Raw genomic sequence first — 15,677 nt, 5'->3', positions numbered from 1 at the left:
TGCCCGCCGCGCACCCTTTCGCGGCCGGACGAAACGCGCCGTTCGTCGGGATGCCTGCACTGCCCTACCATTCGAAGCGCGTCGGCTTTCCCCGTTCGAGGCCGGCCAGCCGAGACGCCGCACCGAGCGTGACGAACGCCGCGGCGAGTTCGGCGGCGCTTTCCTTGAAATGGACCCAGCCTTCATTGTGGATGGCGACGATGGCGGCATCCGGGAACGCGTTCGCCGCCTCCAGCGCGTCATTGCTGCCCATGGTCATGTGGAACCGCCCCCTCGGCTGTGCGGCGCCGGCAAACAGCACCACCACCTTGGGCGAGAAGCGGCGGGCGACATCCGCCGTTCCCTCATACCAGACGGTATCGCCGGTGAAGTAGACCGCATCGCCCGGCTGCTCGAGGCCCAGCAGAAAGCCGACGACGTCGCCGGAAATCGGTTCGATGCCGACCGGTCCATGCCGCGCCGGCGCAGCGGTGACGAACAGCCGCTTCCCGCTCCCTCCCTCCAGGGTACGCGTGTCGAAAGGGGCGAGGCCGAGGGCGTTGCCGCCGAGCCGGGCCGCCCCGGCCCGCGTCGTGTAGGTCGCGCCGACATTCGGGAGCATGGCGCGGCCGGCATGATCGAGATTGTCGAGGTGCTGGTCGTGGCTCAGCAGCACGGCATCCAGCGCGCCGACCTCTTCCACCGACAGGGCGGGGCCGGAGGTCTTTTCGAAGCGGACCGGCGCCGTCTGGTAAATGCCCGGCGGATCGAAGGTCGGATCGGTCAGAAGGCGCAGGCCTCCGATCTCGACGAGCGCGGTCGGCCCGCCGATCAGCGTCAGTGTGAGGTTCGATGCGGACATGGCGGCGTTACCCTCTGCCGATTGCGATGATCCGAGGATAGGCGGTGGCCTGCTGTGATGAAATTCGCCAATATCGCTCAATGGCTGATCAAATCCGCACAGGGCTCGATTGGGAGGATGTCCGCATCTTCGTGGCGCTCGTCCGCCATGGCAGCCTGTCGGCCGCGGCACGTGCCCTGTCGGTCAACCACGCGACGGTTTCGCGGCGCATCGCGTCCCTGGAAGAGGCGCTCGGCGGCAGGCTGGTCGAGCGCCGGCCGGACGGTTATGTGCTGACACCCGCCGGTTCGCGCTGTCTCGCCGCAGCCATCGCCATGGAGACGGCGGCCGCGGCCTTGGCCCGGGCCGGCGCGGACGACAGGCCGAACGGCCTCGTGCGCATCAATGCCACGCCGGGCCTGGCCCAGGGCTTCCTCGTCGCGCGGCTGGCAGGCCTGGCGGCTCGCTACCCCGGCCTCGATGTCGAGATCGCGACCGACGTCCGCGCCGTGAGCCTCGAACGCCGCGAGGCGGACATCGCCCTGCGTTTCGGACGCCCGCAGGATGGCGACCTGATCGCCCGCCGCCTGGTGACGCTGGATTACGGATTCTATGCCTCGGCCGAATGGCGCCGTCGGATCGGCGACGGCGCCGCGCCCGTCCTCGTCGGCTTCGACGAAGCCAACGCCTCCATTGCGGACGCTGTTTGGCTCACGCGGCACTTTCCTCGCACCCGCATGGCCTTGCGGACCAGCAGCCAGCCCGCTCAGGCCGCGGCGGCGGGAGCCGATGCGGGCATTGCGCTGCTTCCTCATTTCATCGGACGGACCGATGACCGGCTCGGCCCGGTGACGCTCGACCGCGGACCGCCGTCGCGCGAGCTCTGGCTCGTCACGCGTCGGCGGGACGGCCAGGACCTCGCGATCAGGACCGTGGCAGATTTCCTCATCCAGCTCTTCGCCGACGAACGCGCCCTCTTCGAAGAGCGCTGAAGCGCCTTTTCCCGGGCGTCATCCGTTCTGATCGGCGCAGGAGGCCGAAGGCCGCAATGACGCATGAGAGATTTCGAATCGGTGGGACCGTATTTGTCCTAGACCGAGAACATCCATTGCCACAGGCAGTCCACCACCAGGCCGGCGAAGAAGATCGCCCCGGCATCGCGGTTGGAACGGAAGATCCTCAGGCAGCGTGCGCCGTCCTCATGGTCGAAGCGGATCACCTGCCAGAGCAAATGGACGGCGAAGCAGGCGAGGCCGAGGAAGGAGAAGGGCGAGGCGTCGACGAAGGTCAGCGACAGCGCGAACAGGAGGACGCAGCCCGCATAGAAGCCGGCGACCGCCAGCCGCGCATGCTCGCCGAACAGCAATGCGGTCGACCGCACCCCGACGATCGCGTCGTCCTCGCGATCCTGGCACGCATAGATGGTGTCATAGCCGATCACCCACAGGATCGATCCGGCGAACAGCAGGAGCGGCGACCAGCCCAGCGATCCGGCCGCGGCCGCCCATCCCATCAGCGCGCCCCATGAAAAGGCAACGCCGAGAACGGCCTGCGGCCAGGAGGTGATTCGCTTCATGAAGGGATAGATCGCCACCACCGCCAGGGAAGCGATGCCGAGGCAGACGGTGAACAGGTTGAACTGCGCCACCACGGCGAGGCCGACCAGCGCCTGCAGCACGAGCCAGGCGGCCGCAGCCGGGGCGCTCACCTGGCCGGAGGGGATCGGCCGCGAGCGCGTCCGCTCGACGGCGGCGTCGATATGGCGGTCGACGAGGTCGTTCAGCGTGCAGCCGGCCCCGCGCATGACGAAGGCGCCGACGAAAAGGAGGACGAGGTGCCAGGGATCGGGAAAGGCGCGGTTGCGGTCGAGCGCCACCAGCGCCGCCGACCACCAGCACGGCCACATCAGCAGCCACCCGCCGATCGGCCTGTCCGCACGCGACAGGCGCAGGAACGGCCTCAGGAAGGCCGGGGCGTAGCGATCCACCCAATTGCCTGCCGGCGCGTCCGCGACCGTGTCGGCTCGCATTTATTCGAGACGAAGTTCGACGGGGGGCTTGGGCAGCGCCGGCGGCCCGCCGGGACGGGGCCGGGCCTGCGGGGGCGGGCCCATGCAGACCTTCTTGTGGGTCTTGCCCGCGGTTCCCACATCCTTGATGAATTGAGCGATCGTCTGGTCCGGGATGGCGCAGAAATCCTTGTTCTTGCGCATATAGTCGATGATTTTCTCGTCGGCGGAGATATAGGCCTTGATCCGGCTGCAGAACGCCTCGCGGGCGCCGGACTTTTTGGGATTCTTGCTGATCGCGTTGATCGAGGCCGTGATCGCCAGCCGGTTGTCGATCAGCGGCTTGAGTTCCTTGTCGCAGAAATCGTTGGCCAGGACCGGTGTCGCGGTCAGGATGGCGCCGGCGAAAACGAGGACTGAGGCTGGGCGCAGCATGGGGTCATCCGCGAGATTTGTTGGTGGCACTCTCGATATAGAGGAACTATGGATCTCGCAAGTTCAGGGCGGCCTCAAGGTCGTTTTACGCATGGAAATCTCGCTCGGCCCGGCCGGGACGACCATCCGTGCCGCAAAGGTGCGAGTGAGCCGATGGCAGCCTATGATTTTCTTTCGGTCCGCCTCTTCGTCGACGCGCCGCTCGAAGAGGGCGCATCGGTCGGCCTCGACCGGACGCAGCAGAATTATCTCGGCAACGTGCTGCGCCTGAAGGCCGGCGAGAGAATCCTCGCCTTCAACGGACGCGACGGCGAATTCGCCGCCGGTCTCACCGCCGAGGGCAAGCGCCTCGGCCTCCTCGTCGAGGCGCGGACGAGGCCGCAGCCGCTCCTGCCCTCGCTGCGATGGCTGTTCGCGCCGCTGAAGCATGCCCGGCTCGACTACATGGTGCAGAAGGCGGTCGAGATGGGCGTCGGCTCGATCGAGCCGGTCATCACCCGGCGCACGCAGGTCTCCCGGGTCAATCTCGAGCGCATGCGGGCCAACGTCGTCGAAGCGGCGGAGCAATGCGGCGTGATCGCCGTGCCTCCCGTCGTGCCGGAAGAGGCCCTGCTCGGCCGCCTCGACGCATGGGACGCCTCGGTGCATCTGGTGTTCTGCGACGAGGACGCCTCGGTCGCCGATCCGCTCGCCGCCCTCGCATCGATACCCGAGGGGCCTCTGGCCGTGCTGATCGGGCCGGAGGGCGGCTTCGACGAGGCGGAACGCCAGGCCATCGGCCGCATCCCCACGCATACGCGCCTCTCGCTCGGGCCCCGCATCCTGCGGGCCGATACGGCAGCGGTGGCGGCGCTGGCGCTCGTCCAGGCCGTCCGCGGCGACTGGCGCGGCTGATCGGGCGAGCGAAACCTCGCAGAAAAAACGCCCTTCCACCGCATCATCCTGATTTTTGACGCGATCGTGTGTTCCGCCACAATTGTCATGTCGCAAACCTCTGTCTATGGTCCGCGCCGTTTTGCAAGGTTTGCCCCATGGCCCGTGACGTCATCGATTCCACTCCCGTCGCCTCGCGCGACGAACTCGTCGCCTGGGTCGAACAGGGGATAAAGCCGCGATCGGCCTTCCGGATCGGGACGGAGCACGAGAAATTCCCCTTCAGGGCCGGCACCCACCGGCCGGTCCCCTATGAGGGCCCGAACGGCATCCGCGCCCTGCTGGAGGGGATGCAGGCCATGCTCGGCTGGGAGCCGATCATGGAGGGCGACCGCATCATCGGCATGCTCGACATCACCGGCGGCGGCGCGATCTCGCTGGAGCCGGGCGGCCAGTTCGAGCTGTCGGGGGCGCCCCTGCCCTCCATCCACCACACCTGCTCGGAGATCCACGCCCATCTCGCCCAGGTGCACGAGATCGGCACGCCGCTCGGCATCCGCTTCCTCGGCCTCGGCATGTCGCCCGTATGGACGCGCCAGCAGACGCCGGCCATGCCCAAGCGCCGCTACGAGATCATGACGTCCTACATGCCCAAGGTCGGCGTGATGGGCCTCGACATGATGTACCGCACCTCGACCGTGCAGGTGAACCTCGACTTCTCCTCCGAGGCCGACATGGTCAAGAAGCTGCGCGTGTCGCTGGCGCTGCAGCCGATTGCCACCGCCATCTTCGCCAATTCGCCCTTCATGCACGGCAGGCCGAACGGCTTCCTCGCCATGCGTTCGGAAGTCTGGCGCCACACCGACCTCGACCGCACCGGCATGCTTCCCTTCGCCTTCGACGACGGCATGGGATTCGAGCGCTATGTCGACTGGGCGCTCGACGTGCCGCTCTATTTCGTCAAGCGCGGCGATATTTATCACGACGTCTCGGGCGGCTCGTTCCGCGACCTCCTCAAGGGCACGCTGCCGCAACTGCCGGGCGAGCGGGCGACGATCTCCGACTGGGCCAACCATCTCGGCACGCTGTTTCCCGAGGTCCGCCTCAAGCGCTACCTCGAAATGCGCGGCGCGGACGCCGGCCCCACTGCCAAGCTCGCGGCGCTCTCGGCCTTCTGGGTCGGCCTGCTCTATGACGGGGACGCCCTGGACGCCGCGTGGGACCTCGTCAAGGGCTGGAGGGAAAGCGAGCGCCTCGCCCTGCGCGATGCCGTGCCGCGACAGGCATTGCGCACCCCCTTCCGCAACGAGACCGTGCGGGACATCGCGCTGCGCGCCCTCGCCATTTCCCGCAAGGGCCTCCAAGCCCGCAACGTCGAGGACTGGGAGGGCCGCAACGAAGCCCATTTCCTCGATGGCCTCGACGACATGGTGGAGAGCGGCGTCACGGCCGCCGACGCCATGCTCGCCAAGTTCCACGGCGAATGGGGCGGCAGGATCGATCCGGTGTTCGACGAACAGGCCTATTGAGGGCCGGTCTCCGGAAATTGTCTCCAGGCCCGCCTCCTGCCGCTTTAAAGCGGGCGGCCCGCACACCACATCGGGATCGGTGCTTGGAGAGCCGCCGGGCGTCGGCACCGGAGGAGCCGCGGTCATGAATCCGATCACCCTGTTCGCGACGCTCGTGCTGGCGGCCATCGGCATCGGTATCGGCTCTGCCGGCGTGCCGATCCTGGGCGGCGTGTTCGTCCTTGCCGCGCTGCTCGTCGCCGCCTCGCTGAAGATGGCCAACACCTGGCAGAAATTCGTGGTGCTGCGCGCCGGCAACCTCCAGGGCGTCAGGGGGCCGGGACTTTTCTTCATCATCCCCATCATCGACAGCGTCGTCGCCGTCATCGACGAGCGCATCCAGACGACCGCCTTCAACGCCGAGCAGGCGCTGACCCGCGATACCGTCCCGGTCAATGTCGATGCCATCATCTTCTGGCACGTGCATGATGCGCGCAAGGCGGCGCTGGAGATCACCAATTACCGCGAGGCCATCGATCGCGTGGCGCAGACGTCGCTGCGCGAGATGATCGGGTCGTCGATGCTGTCCTCCCTGCTCTCCGACCGCAAGGCCGCGGACGAGCATCTGCGCGACGTCATCGGCGGCAAGACCGGCGAATGGGGCGTGACGGTGATGTCGGTCGAGATCCGGGACGTCGCGATCCCCGTCGCCCTGCAGGACGCGATGTCGCGGCAGGCCCAGGCCGAGCGGGAGAAGGAAGCCCGCGTCATCCTCGGCTCGGCCGAGGCGGAGATCGCCGGCAAGTTCGTCGAGGCCGCCACCATCTATGCCGGCCATCCGGCAGCCCTTCAGCTGCGCGCCATGAACATCATCTACGAGACCACCAAGGAGCGCGGCGCCACCATCCTGATTCCGACCTCGATGGTCGACAGCCTCGACCCGGCATCGGCGCTGGTGCTCGCCGGCCAGGCTCCCGGCCTCAAGAGCGCGGCATAGCCGAAGGGCTACTCCGCCGCTTCGGCATGGCCGGCGAGGTTGTCGAGGCTCTGGACGATGAGGGCGGCGAGGGCATCGGCGAGGGAAGTCTGCTCGCGCCAGTTGCGCAGGAGGCCGATCTTGCAGGACGGCAGCGGCGGAAAGCCGTCGATCGGCCCGAGCACCCGCATGCCGGGCCGCACGGCGCTTTCCGGCAGGACCGATACGGCGAGCCCCGCCAGCACCATCGCGCCGACCGCCGTCGAATTCCAGCTCGAATAGAGCACGCGATAGGGCCGGTTCTGCGCCTCGAGGCGCTCCACCGCCACCTGCCGCCAGCAGCAGCTCGCCCGCCCGAGCGCGAGGGGCAGCGTCGCTTCGTTCTGGATCGAATGAAGGCTCGACGTCACCCAGAGCAGGCGCTCGTAGCGCACGAACTCGGCCGGCCCCTTGTGCTCGACATGGGTGATGATGGCGAGGTCGAGGTCACCGGCCTGGATGCGCTCGACCAGCATGGGCGTCGGCTCGCAGACGATCGTCACCTCCACGCGCGGATTGGCCTGAGAGAAGCGCGTCATGATATCGGGCAAATAGCGGTCGGCATAATCGTCGGGCACGCCGAGCCGCACCCGACCGGTCAATTCGGTGTCGGCGAAAGCGCCGATCGCATCCATGTTGAGCTTGACGATGCGCCGCGCATAGTCGAGCAGCTTCTCGCCGTCCTCCGTCAGCCTGGAGGAACGCCCGTCGCGCTCGAAGATCGCCTTGCCGACCCGCTCCTCCAGCCGCTTCATTTGCATGGACACCGCGGACTGCGTCTTGAACACCATCTCCGCCGCGCGGGTGAAGCTGCCGGTTTCCGCGATGGCGATGAAGGTCCGAAGCTGGTCGATGTCGAGCAGCGCTGTCATGCACGCCTCCCCAATCTCATGAAACCCTGACACCGCGCCCCCACGGATTGCTCGCAACAGGGGTGGGGGCGGCATTGATAACGATCGCTTATGCTGAACATTAAAAACATTCGTTGGATTGATCAATGGCAATGTTTCATAGTGCGATCGTTCACTTTTGGTGATGAGTGAAGGCATTCGTCACCACCGGCCCGATGGAGAGAGCCATGTCAGTCTTTGTTGTCAACAGCCCGTCCCGCACCCTTGTTTCGAGCTTCGTCGGAACGCTGCGCGCTGTCGCCGCCAAGATTAACGCCATCGGCGTCGCGCTCCGCCATCGCAGGGAACTCGGTCAATTGGCCGGGGCGGACGCGGCGATGCTGCGCGATCTCGGCCTCACCCCGATGGATATAGACGGCGCCCTGGCCGAGCCGCTGTGGCGCGATCCCTCGCACCGGCTCGTCTGCTCGGTGTCCGAACGCCGCCTCGCCCTCAAGGCGGCGCATCGCGACAATCTCATCGGCCTGCGTCCCTGACGCCGGCCCTCCGCTGTTCCTGCCGCTGCCCCTGCGGTGGAACGCCTCGGAAGCGCGGCTTCCGCACCTCGACCCGCTTCGGAAGCGAAGCGGGTCTTTTCACGTCCTGCCGAACCAGCTTTCCAGCAGCGATCGCATCGCATCGCCCTGCGCCTTCTGAATCTGGGTGCCGGCCTCCAGCATGTTCGCGAAAAGGTCCGCCTGCCGCGGGGGTTCGGGCGGCGGCGGGCCGAGGAAGGGCGCCCAGAGCGACGCCATGAGGCTCTGCTCCGGCGCGGGCGGTGGCGGCGGCTGGAAGGCCCGCATCATGCCGAGGAACATGTCGCCCGCCGGGTTGGCGGCCGGTCCCGGTCCGAAGCCGCCGACGGCGTGGGGCAGCGCCATATGGGCGAGACCGCTCACCAGGATGGAAGCGAGCGCGGGAAGCATTGCCGTCAGCACCGGCGCGGCGACGCCGCTCTGCATCGCGGCCTGCCGGGCGAGATCCCTCGCCCTGTCGCTCGATCCGAACAACGCTCCGAGCACCGCATTGCCCTGCTGGGTCGCCTGCTGGGTGAAGGCGAGCGCGGCGTTCTGGAAGGCGTCGATCTGCGGCAGTCCGGCGAGGCCGAAGAAGGTGGGCGGCGGCGCCTCGACCCTGGCGCTCTCCACCTGCCGCTTGAGCCCGAGCGAGAAGGCGGGCAGCAGCGCTTCGACCGCAGCCTGGGCCTGCTGCCGGCTGAGTTCGAACTGGCGGGCCAGATTGTCGATCGCATGTCCGTTCTGCGCTGTGCGCAGAAGGTCGAACAGGTTGTCCATGGCCGCGTCCCCTCTCCTGTCAGTCCGACGCCGCCCGCGCCGGGGCGGGCCCGACTTTCGGCCCCTTCAGCCGGCGCAACGACCGATAGGCCCACCATACACCAATAACGCCGAACAGGACGGCTCCGAGCCCCTGCCCCGCCAGGGCGCCCTCCGCGCCCCAGAGCGTAGCCCCCGCCAGGGCGAAGGGAATGGTGCCCAGCGTCGTCTTGCCCCAGTTGAAGATCGTCGAGGCGATGGGAAAGCCGAGATTGTTGAACGAGGCGTTCGCGACGAAGAGCAGGCCATGGAAGATCCAGGATCCCGCCACGAACAGGCAGAAGAACTCGATAAGGCGGGCCGCCTCGGGATCGACGATGTTGAAGAGCCGCACCACGCCGTGATGCCCGGCGGCCAGCACCGCCCACATCACCAGCGCGTAGATCGTGGTGAAGATGAAGGCGTCGGTGAGCGTGCGCCGGACCCGGTCCAGCCGCCCGGCGCCGTAGTTCTGCCCGAAGATCGGCCCGACCACGCCCGAGAGGGAGAAGATGCCGCCGAAGCAGAAGGCGACGAGGCGGCCCGTCACCGCATTGCCGGCGACCGCGCCGTCCCCGAACGGGGCGAGCACGGCGGTCATGTAGCTGTTGGCGACGGGGGTGGCGAGATTGGCCAGCACCGCCGGCCCGGCAATGCCGATGATCGGTATGAAGTCGGCGAGGGCGTCGCGGATGGAGAGGCGGGCGACGAGTCCATGCACCCGCACCGCGCCATACCAGCCGAGCAGGGCCAGGGCGGCGCGCGAGAACACCACGACGCAGGCCGCGCCCTCGACCCCGAGGCCGAGCCACAGGATGAACACCGGATCGAGGATCGCCGCCACGATCGCGCCGGACAGGGTGACATACATCGCCCGGCGCGCATCGCCGACGGCCCGCAGCACGCCGGAAAACCCGACACCGATGCCGATGAGGATGACGGTGGGCGTCGTGATCTGCAGATAGATGGTGGCGAGATCGAGCGTGCGCCCGGTGGCGCCCAACCCCGCGAGGATCGGCCGGATGAAGGGGAAGCTGCACAGGGCGACGCCGGTCGTCACCACCAGCATCCACACCATGGTCGAGGCCGCGAACCGCCGCGCCAGCGGCCGGTTGCGTCCGCCGAGCGCCCGCGAGCACAAGGCGCCCGCCGAGATCATGATGCCGATGCACACCGAGGTCGTCATGAACAGGATGGTCGAGGCATAGCCGACCGCCGCCGTCGCGACAGTGTCGCCGAGATGCGAAATATACCAGAGATTGATGAGGTCGACGGCGAACACCGCCATCAGGCCGATCGATCCCGTCGAGGTCATCACCACGACATGGCGCATGGTCGAGCCGGTGACGAACTTGGCTTGCGCCTGGGGCACGGGAGGCCGAGGCGCGGCTCGGATGGCCTCGGCCTCCTCGTCGGCTTGGGGGTGATCCATTCTATGTCCAGTTCGCGGGCCGGAGCGAGGCGTGGCGCAGCGGCGTGCAGGAGTCGGCGCGGGTATAGGCCGAAATCGGCGGCAGGGAAACTCCCCGCTCGCACCCCTGCCCGCCTCGGGATACTCTCGGCCCGTCGTCCTTGGACGGAAACCGGGAGGCCAGCCATGATCGCGCATCGCCCCATCGCGGACCTGCCCACCCATCGCGTCACCAACCAGCCGCCGCCCCTTGTCGACTATAATCTCTTCGATACCGATCCGGGCCTGCGGGAGGCGCTGACGCGCGAGGGCGCGGGCTGGGCTTCGCAGGAGGCCCGCCGCTTCGGCGCCGCCCTCGGCACGCAGGCCTCGCTCGCGCACGGCGAAGAGGCCGACCGCCACCCGCCGCGGCTCCATGGCTTCGACCGCTACGGCCAGCGCATCGACCTCGTCGAATATCATCCCGCCTACCACGCGCTGATGGCGCTGGGGCTCGAGGCCGGCATCCATTCCCTGCCGTGGATCCGGCGCGGCGGCGGCCATGTCGCGCATGCGGCGCTCGAATATATGCTGACGCAGGTCGAGCCCGGCGTCTGCTGCCCGATCACGATGACCGGCGCCAGCCTCGCCGCCTTGCGGCAGAACAGCGACGTCTACGCCGCATGGGCGTCGCGCATCCTCGCCAACGCCTATGATTCGGCCTGCATCCCCGTGGAAGGGAAATGCGCGGCCACCATCGGCATGGCGATGACGGAAAAGCAGGGCGGTTCCGACGTCCGAGCCAACACGACCGCCGCGGCTCCCATCGGCGGCGACGGCTTCGAACTGACCGGCCATAAATGGTTCTGCTCCGCCCCGATGTCGGACGCCTTCCTCACCCTCGCCCAGGCGGAAGCCGGGCTGACCTGCTTCTTCGCCCCGCGCTGGCGGCCCGACGGCAGCCGCAACGCCATCTTCATCCAGCGCCTCAAGGACAAGCTCGGCAACCGCTCCAACGCCTCCGCCGAGATCGAATATGCCGGCGCCTTCGCCTGGCGCATCGGCGGCGAGGGGCGCGGCATCGCCACCATCATGGCCATGGTCAACCAGACCCGGCTCGATGCCGCCCTCGTCTGCGCCGGCATGATGCGCCAGGCCGCCGTGCAGGCCGTCCACCATGCCGCCCACCGCCGCGCCTTCGGCCGCCTCCTGATCGACCAGCCGCTGATGCGGCCCGTGCTGGCCGACCTCGTCGTCGAGGCGGAGGCCGCGCTGGTCCTGGTCATGCGCGTCGCGCGCGCCTTCGACGGCGGCGATCCGGCCGAGGCCGCCTTTGCCAGGATCGGCGCGGCGATCGCCAAGTTCTGGATCACCAAGCGCCTGCCCGGCCATGTCTGCGAGGCGCTCGAATGCCTCGGCGGCAACGGCTATGTCGAGGAAGGGCCGCTGGCGCGGTTCTACAGGGAAGCACCCGTCAACGCGATCTGGGAGGGCGCCGGCAACGTCAACGCGCTCGACGTCCTGCGGGCCCTCGGGCGGGAGCCGGCGGCTGCCGAGGCTCTCCGCAGCGAGCTCGAAGCCGCACGCGGCCTCGATCCCGTCTATGACCGGTTCCTGGCCGAGGTCGAAGGCGGCCTGGGCGATCCGGCGGCGGCCGAGCCGCTGGCCCGCCGCCTGGTCGAGGACATGGCGCTGGGGCTGCAGGCCTCGCTCCTGCTCCGCCACGGGCCGCCGGCGGTGGCGGAAGCCTTCGCCGCCGCCCGGCTCGGGGGCGGCATGCGGGGCTGCTACGGCGCGCTCCCGCACGGCCTGGCGCTGCAGCCCATTCTGGATCGGGCGAGAGCCGCGGCCTGAGCGGGCCCCGCCGGAAGGCGTCTACTTCAGCTCGTCGAATCCCTCGCCGAAACCCTTCAGGGTGAGCGGGATGCCGATGCCCTCCTCCGGGGTCTGGAAGATGATGAAGGTCGCTTCCTTGCCGGTGCGAAGCTGCCCGATCAGCCCGTCGTCGAGCACCACGTCGGCCATGCAGCCGGTGGCGATACAGCGTACGAAGCCGGCGCGGCCGACGTCCCTGCCGTCGATCTTGAGGCCGAGGCCGGAGGGAAGCAGGACCCCGAGCGGCGCCAGCACGCGCAGGAGCCGGCTCTTCTGGTCCGCGGTCTTGAGGACGAGCACCGAGAGCGCGACGTTGGGCCTGTCGGACGCGGTGACGGCCTGGACCAGGGCGCATTGTTCCTGCTGGGCTCCCGGCGGGGTATCGCAGCGCACCTGCCAATTGTCATGGGTGGAGCGAAGGGTGCCGAGGGCATCCGTCTGCGCCTGCGCCGCCGTTCCGCCGAGGGCGAGAACGAGCCCGAGAACGAGCGTCAGACCGACCGGACGCCGCAGCAGGAGAGCCGGTATGCCATTCTTCAGCCAATATGCCAGCAAGTCGTATCCTCGCCGAATCGGGGCCAAAAGCCCCTGTTTTGATCTGTGCCGGGACGGGTAACAGACAGGTCCAGCCTGTCAAGTTTGCCGCGCCGGCGGTGGGTAGGCAAGCCCTCGGACGACCTCGACCGCTTTCGCGCCCAATTGCCGCACAAACCGGGGACCCTGTGCCATTGCGATGCGTCGAGGATTATGGTTTTTGAGTGGCCGTGTGCTTTACAAGCGTTCCAATCCGTGAAATCTGCGCCCCAAGCGCTGAGCGGTGGTCGCTCTGAAGGCCGGTACCGTTGCCATGGGCGACCGGCGGGAATTGGAGAGAAGGCGGATGGCTTTCCAGGCAAGGAAGAAGATCGGCGGGATGATGCTGTCATCCGCGCTGTGGGCCCTGACGATGGGTACAGCGTTCGCGGACAGCCCCACGCCGGGCGTGGGCGAGCCTGCACCATGGCAGATGGGGCTGCAGGGCGCTGCCACGCCGGTGATGGAATATATCGTCTGGTTCCACAGCTACGTCATGTGGTTCATCGTGCCCATCACGCTGTTCGTGATGGTGCTGCTGCTCTACGTGATCTTCCGCTTCAACAAGAAGGCCAATCCGATCCCGTCGAAGGTGACCCACCATACCGGCATCGAGATCGCCTGGACCGTCATCCCCATCCTCATCCTGGTGGCGATCGCCATTCCCTCCTTCCGGCTGCTGTTCCTCGAGCAGACCATCCCGACCCCCGACCTCACCATCAAGGCGACGGCGAGCCAGTGGAGCTGGGACTATGAATATCCCGACAATGGCGACTTCACCTTCACCTCGGTGATGCGCCGCGACGAGGACAAGGTGAAGGCCGACGGCCAGCCCTGGCTGCTGGCGGTCGACAACGAGGTCGTCGTGCCCGTCAACAAGATCGTGCGCGTGCAGGTCACGGGTGCCGATGTCGTCCACGCCTTCGCCGTGCCTTCTTTCGGCATCAAGATCGACGCCATTCCCGGCCGCCTGAACGAGACCTGGTTCCAGGCGACGCGCGAGGGCTGGTATTACGGCCAGTGCTCCCAGCTCTGCGGCCACGACCACGCCTTCATGCCGATCGCGGTGCATGTGGTCAGCAACGACGATTTCCAGAAGTGGGTGGCCGGCAAGAAAGCCGCCATGAACGGTACGAATTCGAACGAGGTCGCTTCGGCGGCTGCTATAATAAAGTAAGTCGGCCTGAAGGCTCGATTAGAGGAAAGAACGATGGCCACTGCTCAGAACGCATCGGCGCATGACCCCCATGCGCATGACGTGCATGATCATCCCACCGGCTGGCGCCGTTATCTGTATTCGACCAACCACAAGGATATCGGGACGCTCTATCTGATCTTCGCGCTCTGCGCGGGGATCGTCGGCGGCTTCCTCTCGATCATGATGCGTGCCGAGCTCATGTATCCGGGCATGCAGATCTTCTCCAACCCGTATACGTTCAACGTGTTCGTCACCGGCCACGGCCTGATCATGATCTTCTTCATGGTCATGCCGGCGATGATAGGCGGCTTCGGCAACTGGTTCGTGCCGATCATGATCGGCGCGCCCGACATGGCCTTCCCGCGCATGAACAACATCTCGTTCTGGCTGCTGGTGCCCGCCATCTCCCTGCTGGTCATCTCGATGTTCGTTCCCGGCGGCCCCGGCCCCGACGACCTCGGCGCCGGCACCGGCTGGACCGCCTACCCGCCGATGTCCTCGACGATCGGCACGCCCGGCCCGGCGATGGACTTCGTGATCCTCGCTCTGCATCTGGCCGGCGCCTCCTCGATCCTTGGCGCCATCAACTTCATCACCACCATCTTCAACATGCGCGCACCCGGCATGACGCTGCACAAGATGCCGCTGTTCGCCTGGGGCGTGCTGATCACCGCCTTCCTGCTGCTGCTGTCGCTGCCCGTCCTCGCCGGCGCCATCACCATGCTGCTGACCGACCGCAATTTCGGCACCACCTTCTTCTCGCCCCAGGGCGGCGGTGATCCGATCCTGTGGATGCATCTGTTCTGGTTCTTCGGCCATCCCGAAGTCTACATCCTGATCCTGCCCGGCTTCGGCATCATCAGCCACATCGTCTCGACCTTCTCGCGCAAGCCGGTGTTCGGCTATCTCGGCATGGCCTATGCCATGGTCGCGATCGGCGTCGTCGGCTTCGTCGTGTGGGCCCACCACATGTACACGGTCGGCCTCGACGTGAACACGCAGGCCTATTTCGTGTTCGCCACCATGGTGATCGCGGTGCCGACGGGCGTGAAGATCTTCTCCTGGATCGCCACGATGTGGGGCGGCTCGATCGACTTCAAGGCCCCGATGGTCTGGGCCGTCGGCTTCATCTTCCTGTTCACCGTGGGCGGCGTCACCGGCGTCATGCTCGCCAATGCCGGCGTCGACCGCTCGCTGCACAACACCTATTACGTGGTGGCGCATTTCCACTACGTGCTGTCGCTGGGCGCCGTCTTCGCCATCTTCGCCGGCTGGTACTACTGGTTCCCGAAGATGTTCGGCTACATCATCCCGGACTGGATGGGCCAGGTGCATTTCTGGATCGCCTTCATCGGCGCCAACATGCTCTTCATGCCGCAGCATTTCCTCGGCCTCGCCGGCATGCCGCGCCATGTCGTCGACTACAATCCGGCCTTCGCCGACTGGAACTTCGTCTCCTCGATCGGTTCCTTCATCTTCGCGGCGGGCGTGATCTGGTTCCTGGCGATCAACTTCTACGCGCTGTTCGTCCGCAAGGAGCTGGCCGAGGCCAATCCGTGGGGCGAAGGCGCGACGACGCTGGAATGGACGCTGTCCTCCCCGCCGCCGTTCCACCAGTTCGAGACGCTGCCGCGCATCCGCTGAGCGCCTCGAACATCGCGAATTCGGGGGCGGCCGCATCCACGGCCGCCCTTGCGCCTCCAGACGGACGGCGCGAAGGTTTCCTGCTCGAATGCTGCCGAGCGCAGCATTCGAGCAGGAAACGATGCCCGGCAAGGG

The 15,677-nt window shown here is 67.3% G+C and carries 15 protein-coding genes; 8 read left to right on the top strand and 7 right to left on the bottom strand.

Annotated elements, in window-relative coordinates; genetic code table 11:
* Positions 1–64: 64 nt before the first annotated feature.
* On the bottom strand, positions 65–841 hold the full coding sequence (locus J3R73_RS06770; RefSeq protein ID WP_307424112.1) for an MBL fold metallo-hydrolase: 777 nt from the start codon (positions 839–841) through the stop codon (positions 65–67).
* 80 nt (positions 842–921) lie between these two features.
* On the opposite strand from J3R73_RS06770, the gene J3R73_RS06765 reads away from it, so the two are divergent.
* On the top strand, positions 922–1,812 hold the full coding sequence (locus J3R73_RS06765) for a LysR family transcriptional regulator (protein WP_307424109.1): 891 nt from the start codon (positions 922–924) through the stop codon (positions 1,810–1,812).
* Between the two features lie 98 nt (positions 1,813–1,910).
* On the opposite strand, the gene ubiA is transcribed toward J3R73_RS06765, so the two are convergent.
* Complete coding sequence (gene ubiA, locus J3R73_RS06760; protein ID WP_307424108.1) at positions 1,911–2,849, bottom strand: 4-hydroxybenzoate octaprenyltransferase; 939 nt, start codon at positions 2,847–2,849, stop codon at positions 1,911–1,913.
* Positions 2,850–3,263, bottom strand: a complete 414-nt coding sequence (locus tag J3R73_RS06755; RefSeq protein WP_307424105.1) for a hypothetical protein — start codon at positions 3,261–3,263, stop codon at positions 2,850–2,852.
* Positions 3,264–3,416: 153 nt separating this feature from the next.
* Between J3R73_RS06755 and J3R73_RS06750 the strand changes: the two genes are divergently transcribed.
* From J3R73_RS06750 to J3R73_RS06740, 3 genes are all read left to right on the top strand, one after another.
* Positions 3,417–4,157, top strand: coding sequence for a 16S rRNA (uracil(1498)-N(3))-methyltransferase (locus tag J3R73_RS06750; RefSeq protein ID WP_307424103.1), 741 nt, complete (start codon positions 3,417–3,419; stop codon positions 4,155–4,157).
* 137 nt (positions 4,158–4,294) lie between these two features.
* Positions 4,295–5,665 (top strand): glutamate--cysteine ligase, encoded by a 1,371-nt coding sequence (locus J3R73_RS06745; RefSeq protein ID WP_307424100.1) that lies wholly within the window; start codon positions 4,295–4,297, stop codon positions 5,663–5,665.
* A gap of 124 nt (positions 5,666–5,789) precedes the next feature.
* Positions 5,790–6,641 (top strand): slipin family protein, encoded by an 852-nt coding sequence (locus J3R73_RS06740; protein ID WP_307424097.1) that lies wholly within the window; start codon positions 5,790–5,792, stop codon positions 6,639–6,641.
* Between the two features lie 8 nt (positions 6,642–6,649).
* Here the strand turns inward: J3R73_RS06740 and J3R73_RS06735 are convergent, their stop codons facing one another.
* A complete protein-coding gene (locus tag J3R73_RS06735) occupies positions 6,650–7,531 on the bottom strand; it encodes a LysR substrate-binding domain-containing protein (protein ID WP_307424094.1) in 882 nt (293 codons plus the stop codon).
* A gap of 206 nt (positions 7,532–7,737) precedes the next feature.
* Between J3R73_RS06735 and J3R73_RS06730 the strand changes: the two genes are divergently transcribed.
* The gene (locus tag J3R73_RS06730) at positions 7,738–8,046 is read left to right on the top strand and encodes a DUF1127 domain-containing protein (protein ID WP_307424091.1); all 309 of its coding nucleotides are present in this window, start codon (positions 7,738–7,740) and stop codon (positions 8,044–8,046) included.
* Between the two features lie 99 nt (positions 8,047–8,145).
* On the opposite strand, the gene J3R73_RS06725 is transcribed toward J3R73_RS06730, so the two are convergent.
* Both J3R73_RS06725 and J3R73_RS06720 read right to left on the bottom strand, forming a co-directional pair.
* Entirely contained in the window at positions 8,146–8,844 is a 699-nt protein-coding gene (locus J3R73_RS06725; RefSeq protein WP_307424089.1) for a DUF937 domain-containing protein, read from the bottom strand.
* A 19-nt stretch (positions 8,845–8,863) separates the two neighbouring features.
* Positions 8,864–10,294, bottom strand: a complete 1,431-nt coding sequence (locus J3R73_RS06720) for an MATE family efflux transporter (protein WP_307424086.1) — start codon at positions 10,292–10,294, stop codon at positions 8,864–8,866.
* Positions 10,295–10,459: 165 nt separating this feature from the next.
* Between J3R73_RS06720 and J3R73_RS06715 the strand changes: the two genes are divergently transcribed.
* Complete coding sequence (locus tag J3R73_RS06715) at positions 10,460–12,106, top strand: acyl-CoA dehydrogenase family protein (RefSeq protein ID WP_307424082.1); 1,647 nt, start codon at positions 10,460–10,462, stop codon at positions 12,104–12,106.
* Between the two features lie 21 nt (positions 12,107–12,127).
* Here J3R73_RS06715 and J3R73_RS06710 read toward each other — a convergent pair whose 3' ends face one another.
* A complete protein-coding gene (locus J3R73_RS06710) occupies positions 12,128–12,679 on the bottom strand; it encodes an invasion associated locus B family protein (RefSeq protein ID WP_370880071.1) in 552 nt (183 codons plus the stop codon).
* A 328-nt stretch (positions 12,680–13,007) separates the two neighbouring features.
* Here J3R73_RS06710 and coxB point away from each other — a divergent pair, with 328 nt between their 5' ends.
* Positions 13,008–13,877 (top strand): cytochrome c oxidase subunit II, encoded by an 870-nt coding sequence (gene coxB / locus J3R73_RS06705; RefSeq protein WP_370879853.1) that lies wholly within the window; start codon positions 13,008–13,010, stop codon positions 13,875–13,877.
* A 33-nt stretch (positions 13,878–13,910) separates the two neighbouring features.
* The gene (gene ctaD / locus J3R73_RS06700; protein WP_307424075.1) at positions 13,911–15,542 is read left to right on the top strand and encodes a cytochrome c oxidase subunit I; all 1,632 of its coding nucleotides are present in this window, start codon (positions 13,911–13,913) and stop codon (positions 15,540–15,542) included.
* The last annotated feature ends 135 nt before the right edge of the window (positions 15,543–15,677 follow it).

It is taken from the genome of Labrys monachus (assembly GCF_030814655.1).
Lineage (GTDB): Bacteria > Pseudomonadota > Alphaproteobacteria > Rhizobiales > Labraceae > Labrys > Labrys monacha.
Note: the sequence above shows the minus strand (reverse complement) of the source record. Positions and strands in the feature narration are given on the sequence as shown.

Coding starts and splice junctions, on each gene's coding strand:
- J3R73_RS06770 (WP_307424112.1), bottom strand. CDS start 841: ATGTCCGCATCGAACCTCACACTGACGCTGATCGGCGGGCCGACCGCG.
- J3R73_RS06765 (WP_307424109.1), top strand. CDS start 922: ATGGCTGATCAAATCCGCACAGGGCTCGATTGGGAGGATGTCCGCATC.
- ubiA (WP_307424108.1), bottom strand. CDS start 2,849: ATGCGAGCCGACACGGTCGCGGACGCGCCGGCAGGCAATTGGGTGGAT.
- J3R73_RS06755 (WP_307424105.1), bottom strand. CDS start 3,263: ATGCTGCGCCCAGCCTCAGTCCTCGTTTTCGCCGGCGCCATCCTGACC.
- J3R73_RS06750 (WP_307424103.1), top strand. CDS start 3,417: ATGGCAGCCTATGATTTTCTTTCGGTCCGCCTCTTCGTCGACGCGCCG.
- J3R73_RS06745 (WP_307424100.1), top strand. CDS start 4,295: ATGGCCCGTGACGTCATCGATTCCACTCCCGTCGCCTCGCGCGACGAA.
- J3R73_RS06740 (WP_307424097.1), top strand. CDS start 5,790: ATGAATCCGATCACCCTGTTCGCGACGCTCGTGCTGGCGGCCATCGGC.
- J3R73_RS06735 (WP_307424094.1), bottom strand. CDS start 7,531: ATGACAGCGCTGCTCGACATCGACCAGCTTCGGACCTTCATCGCCATC.
- J3R73_RS06730 (WP_307424091.1), top strand. CDS start 7,738: ATGTCAGTCTTTGTTGTCAACAGCCCGTCCCGCACCCTTGTTTCGAGC.
- J3R73_RS06725 (WP_307424089.1), bottom strand. CDS start 8,844: ATGGACAACCTGTTCGACCTTCTGCGCACAGCGCAGAACGGACATGCG.
- J3R73_RS06720 (WP_307424086.1), bottom strand. CDS start 10,294: ATGGATCACCCCCAAGCCGACGAGGAGGCCGAGGCCATCCGAGCCGCG.
- J3R73_RS06715 (WP_307424082.1), top strand. CDS start 10,460: ATGATCGCGCATCGCCCCATCGCGGACCTGCCCACCCATCGCGTCACC.
- coxB (WP_370879853.1), top strand. CDS start 13,008: ATGGCTTTCCAGGCAAGGAAGAAGATCGGCGGGATGATGCTGTCATCC.
- ctaD (WP_307424075.1), top strand. CDS start 13,911: ATGGCCACTGCTCAGAACGCATCGGCGCATGACCCCCATGCGCATGAC.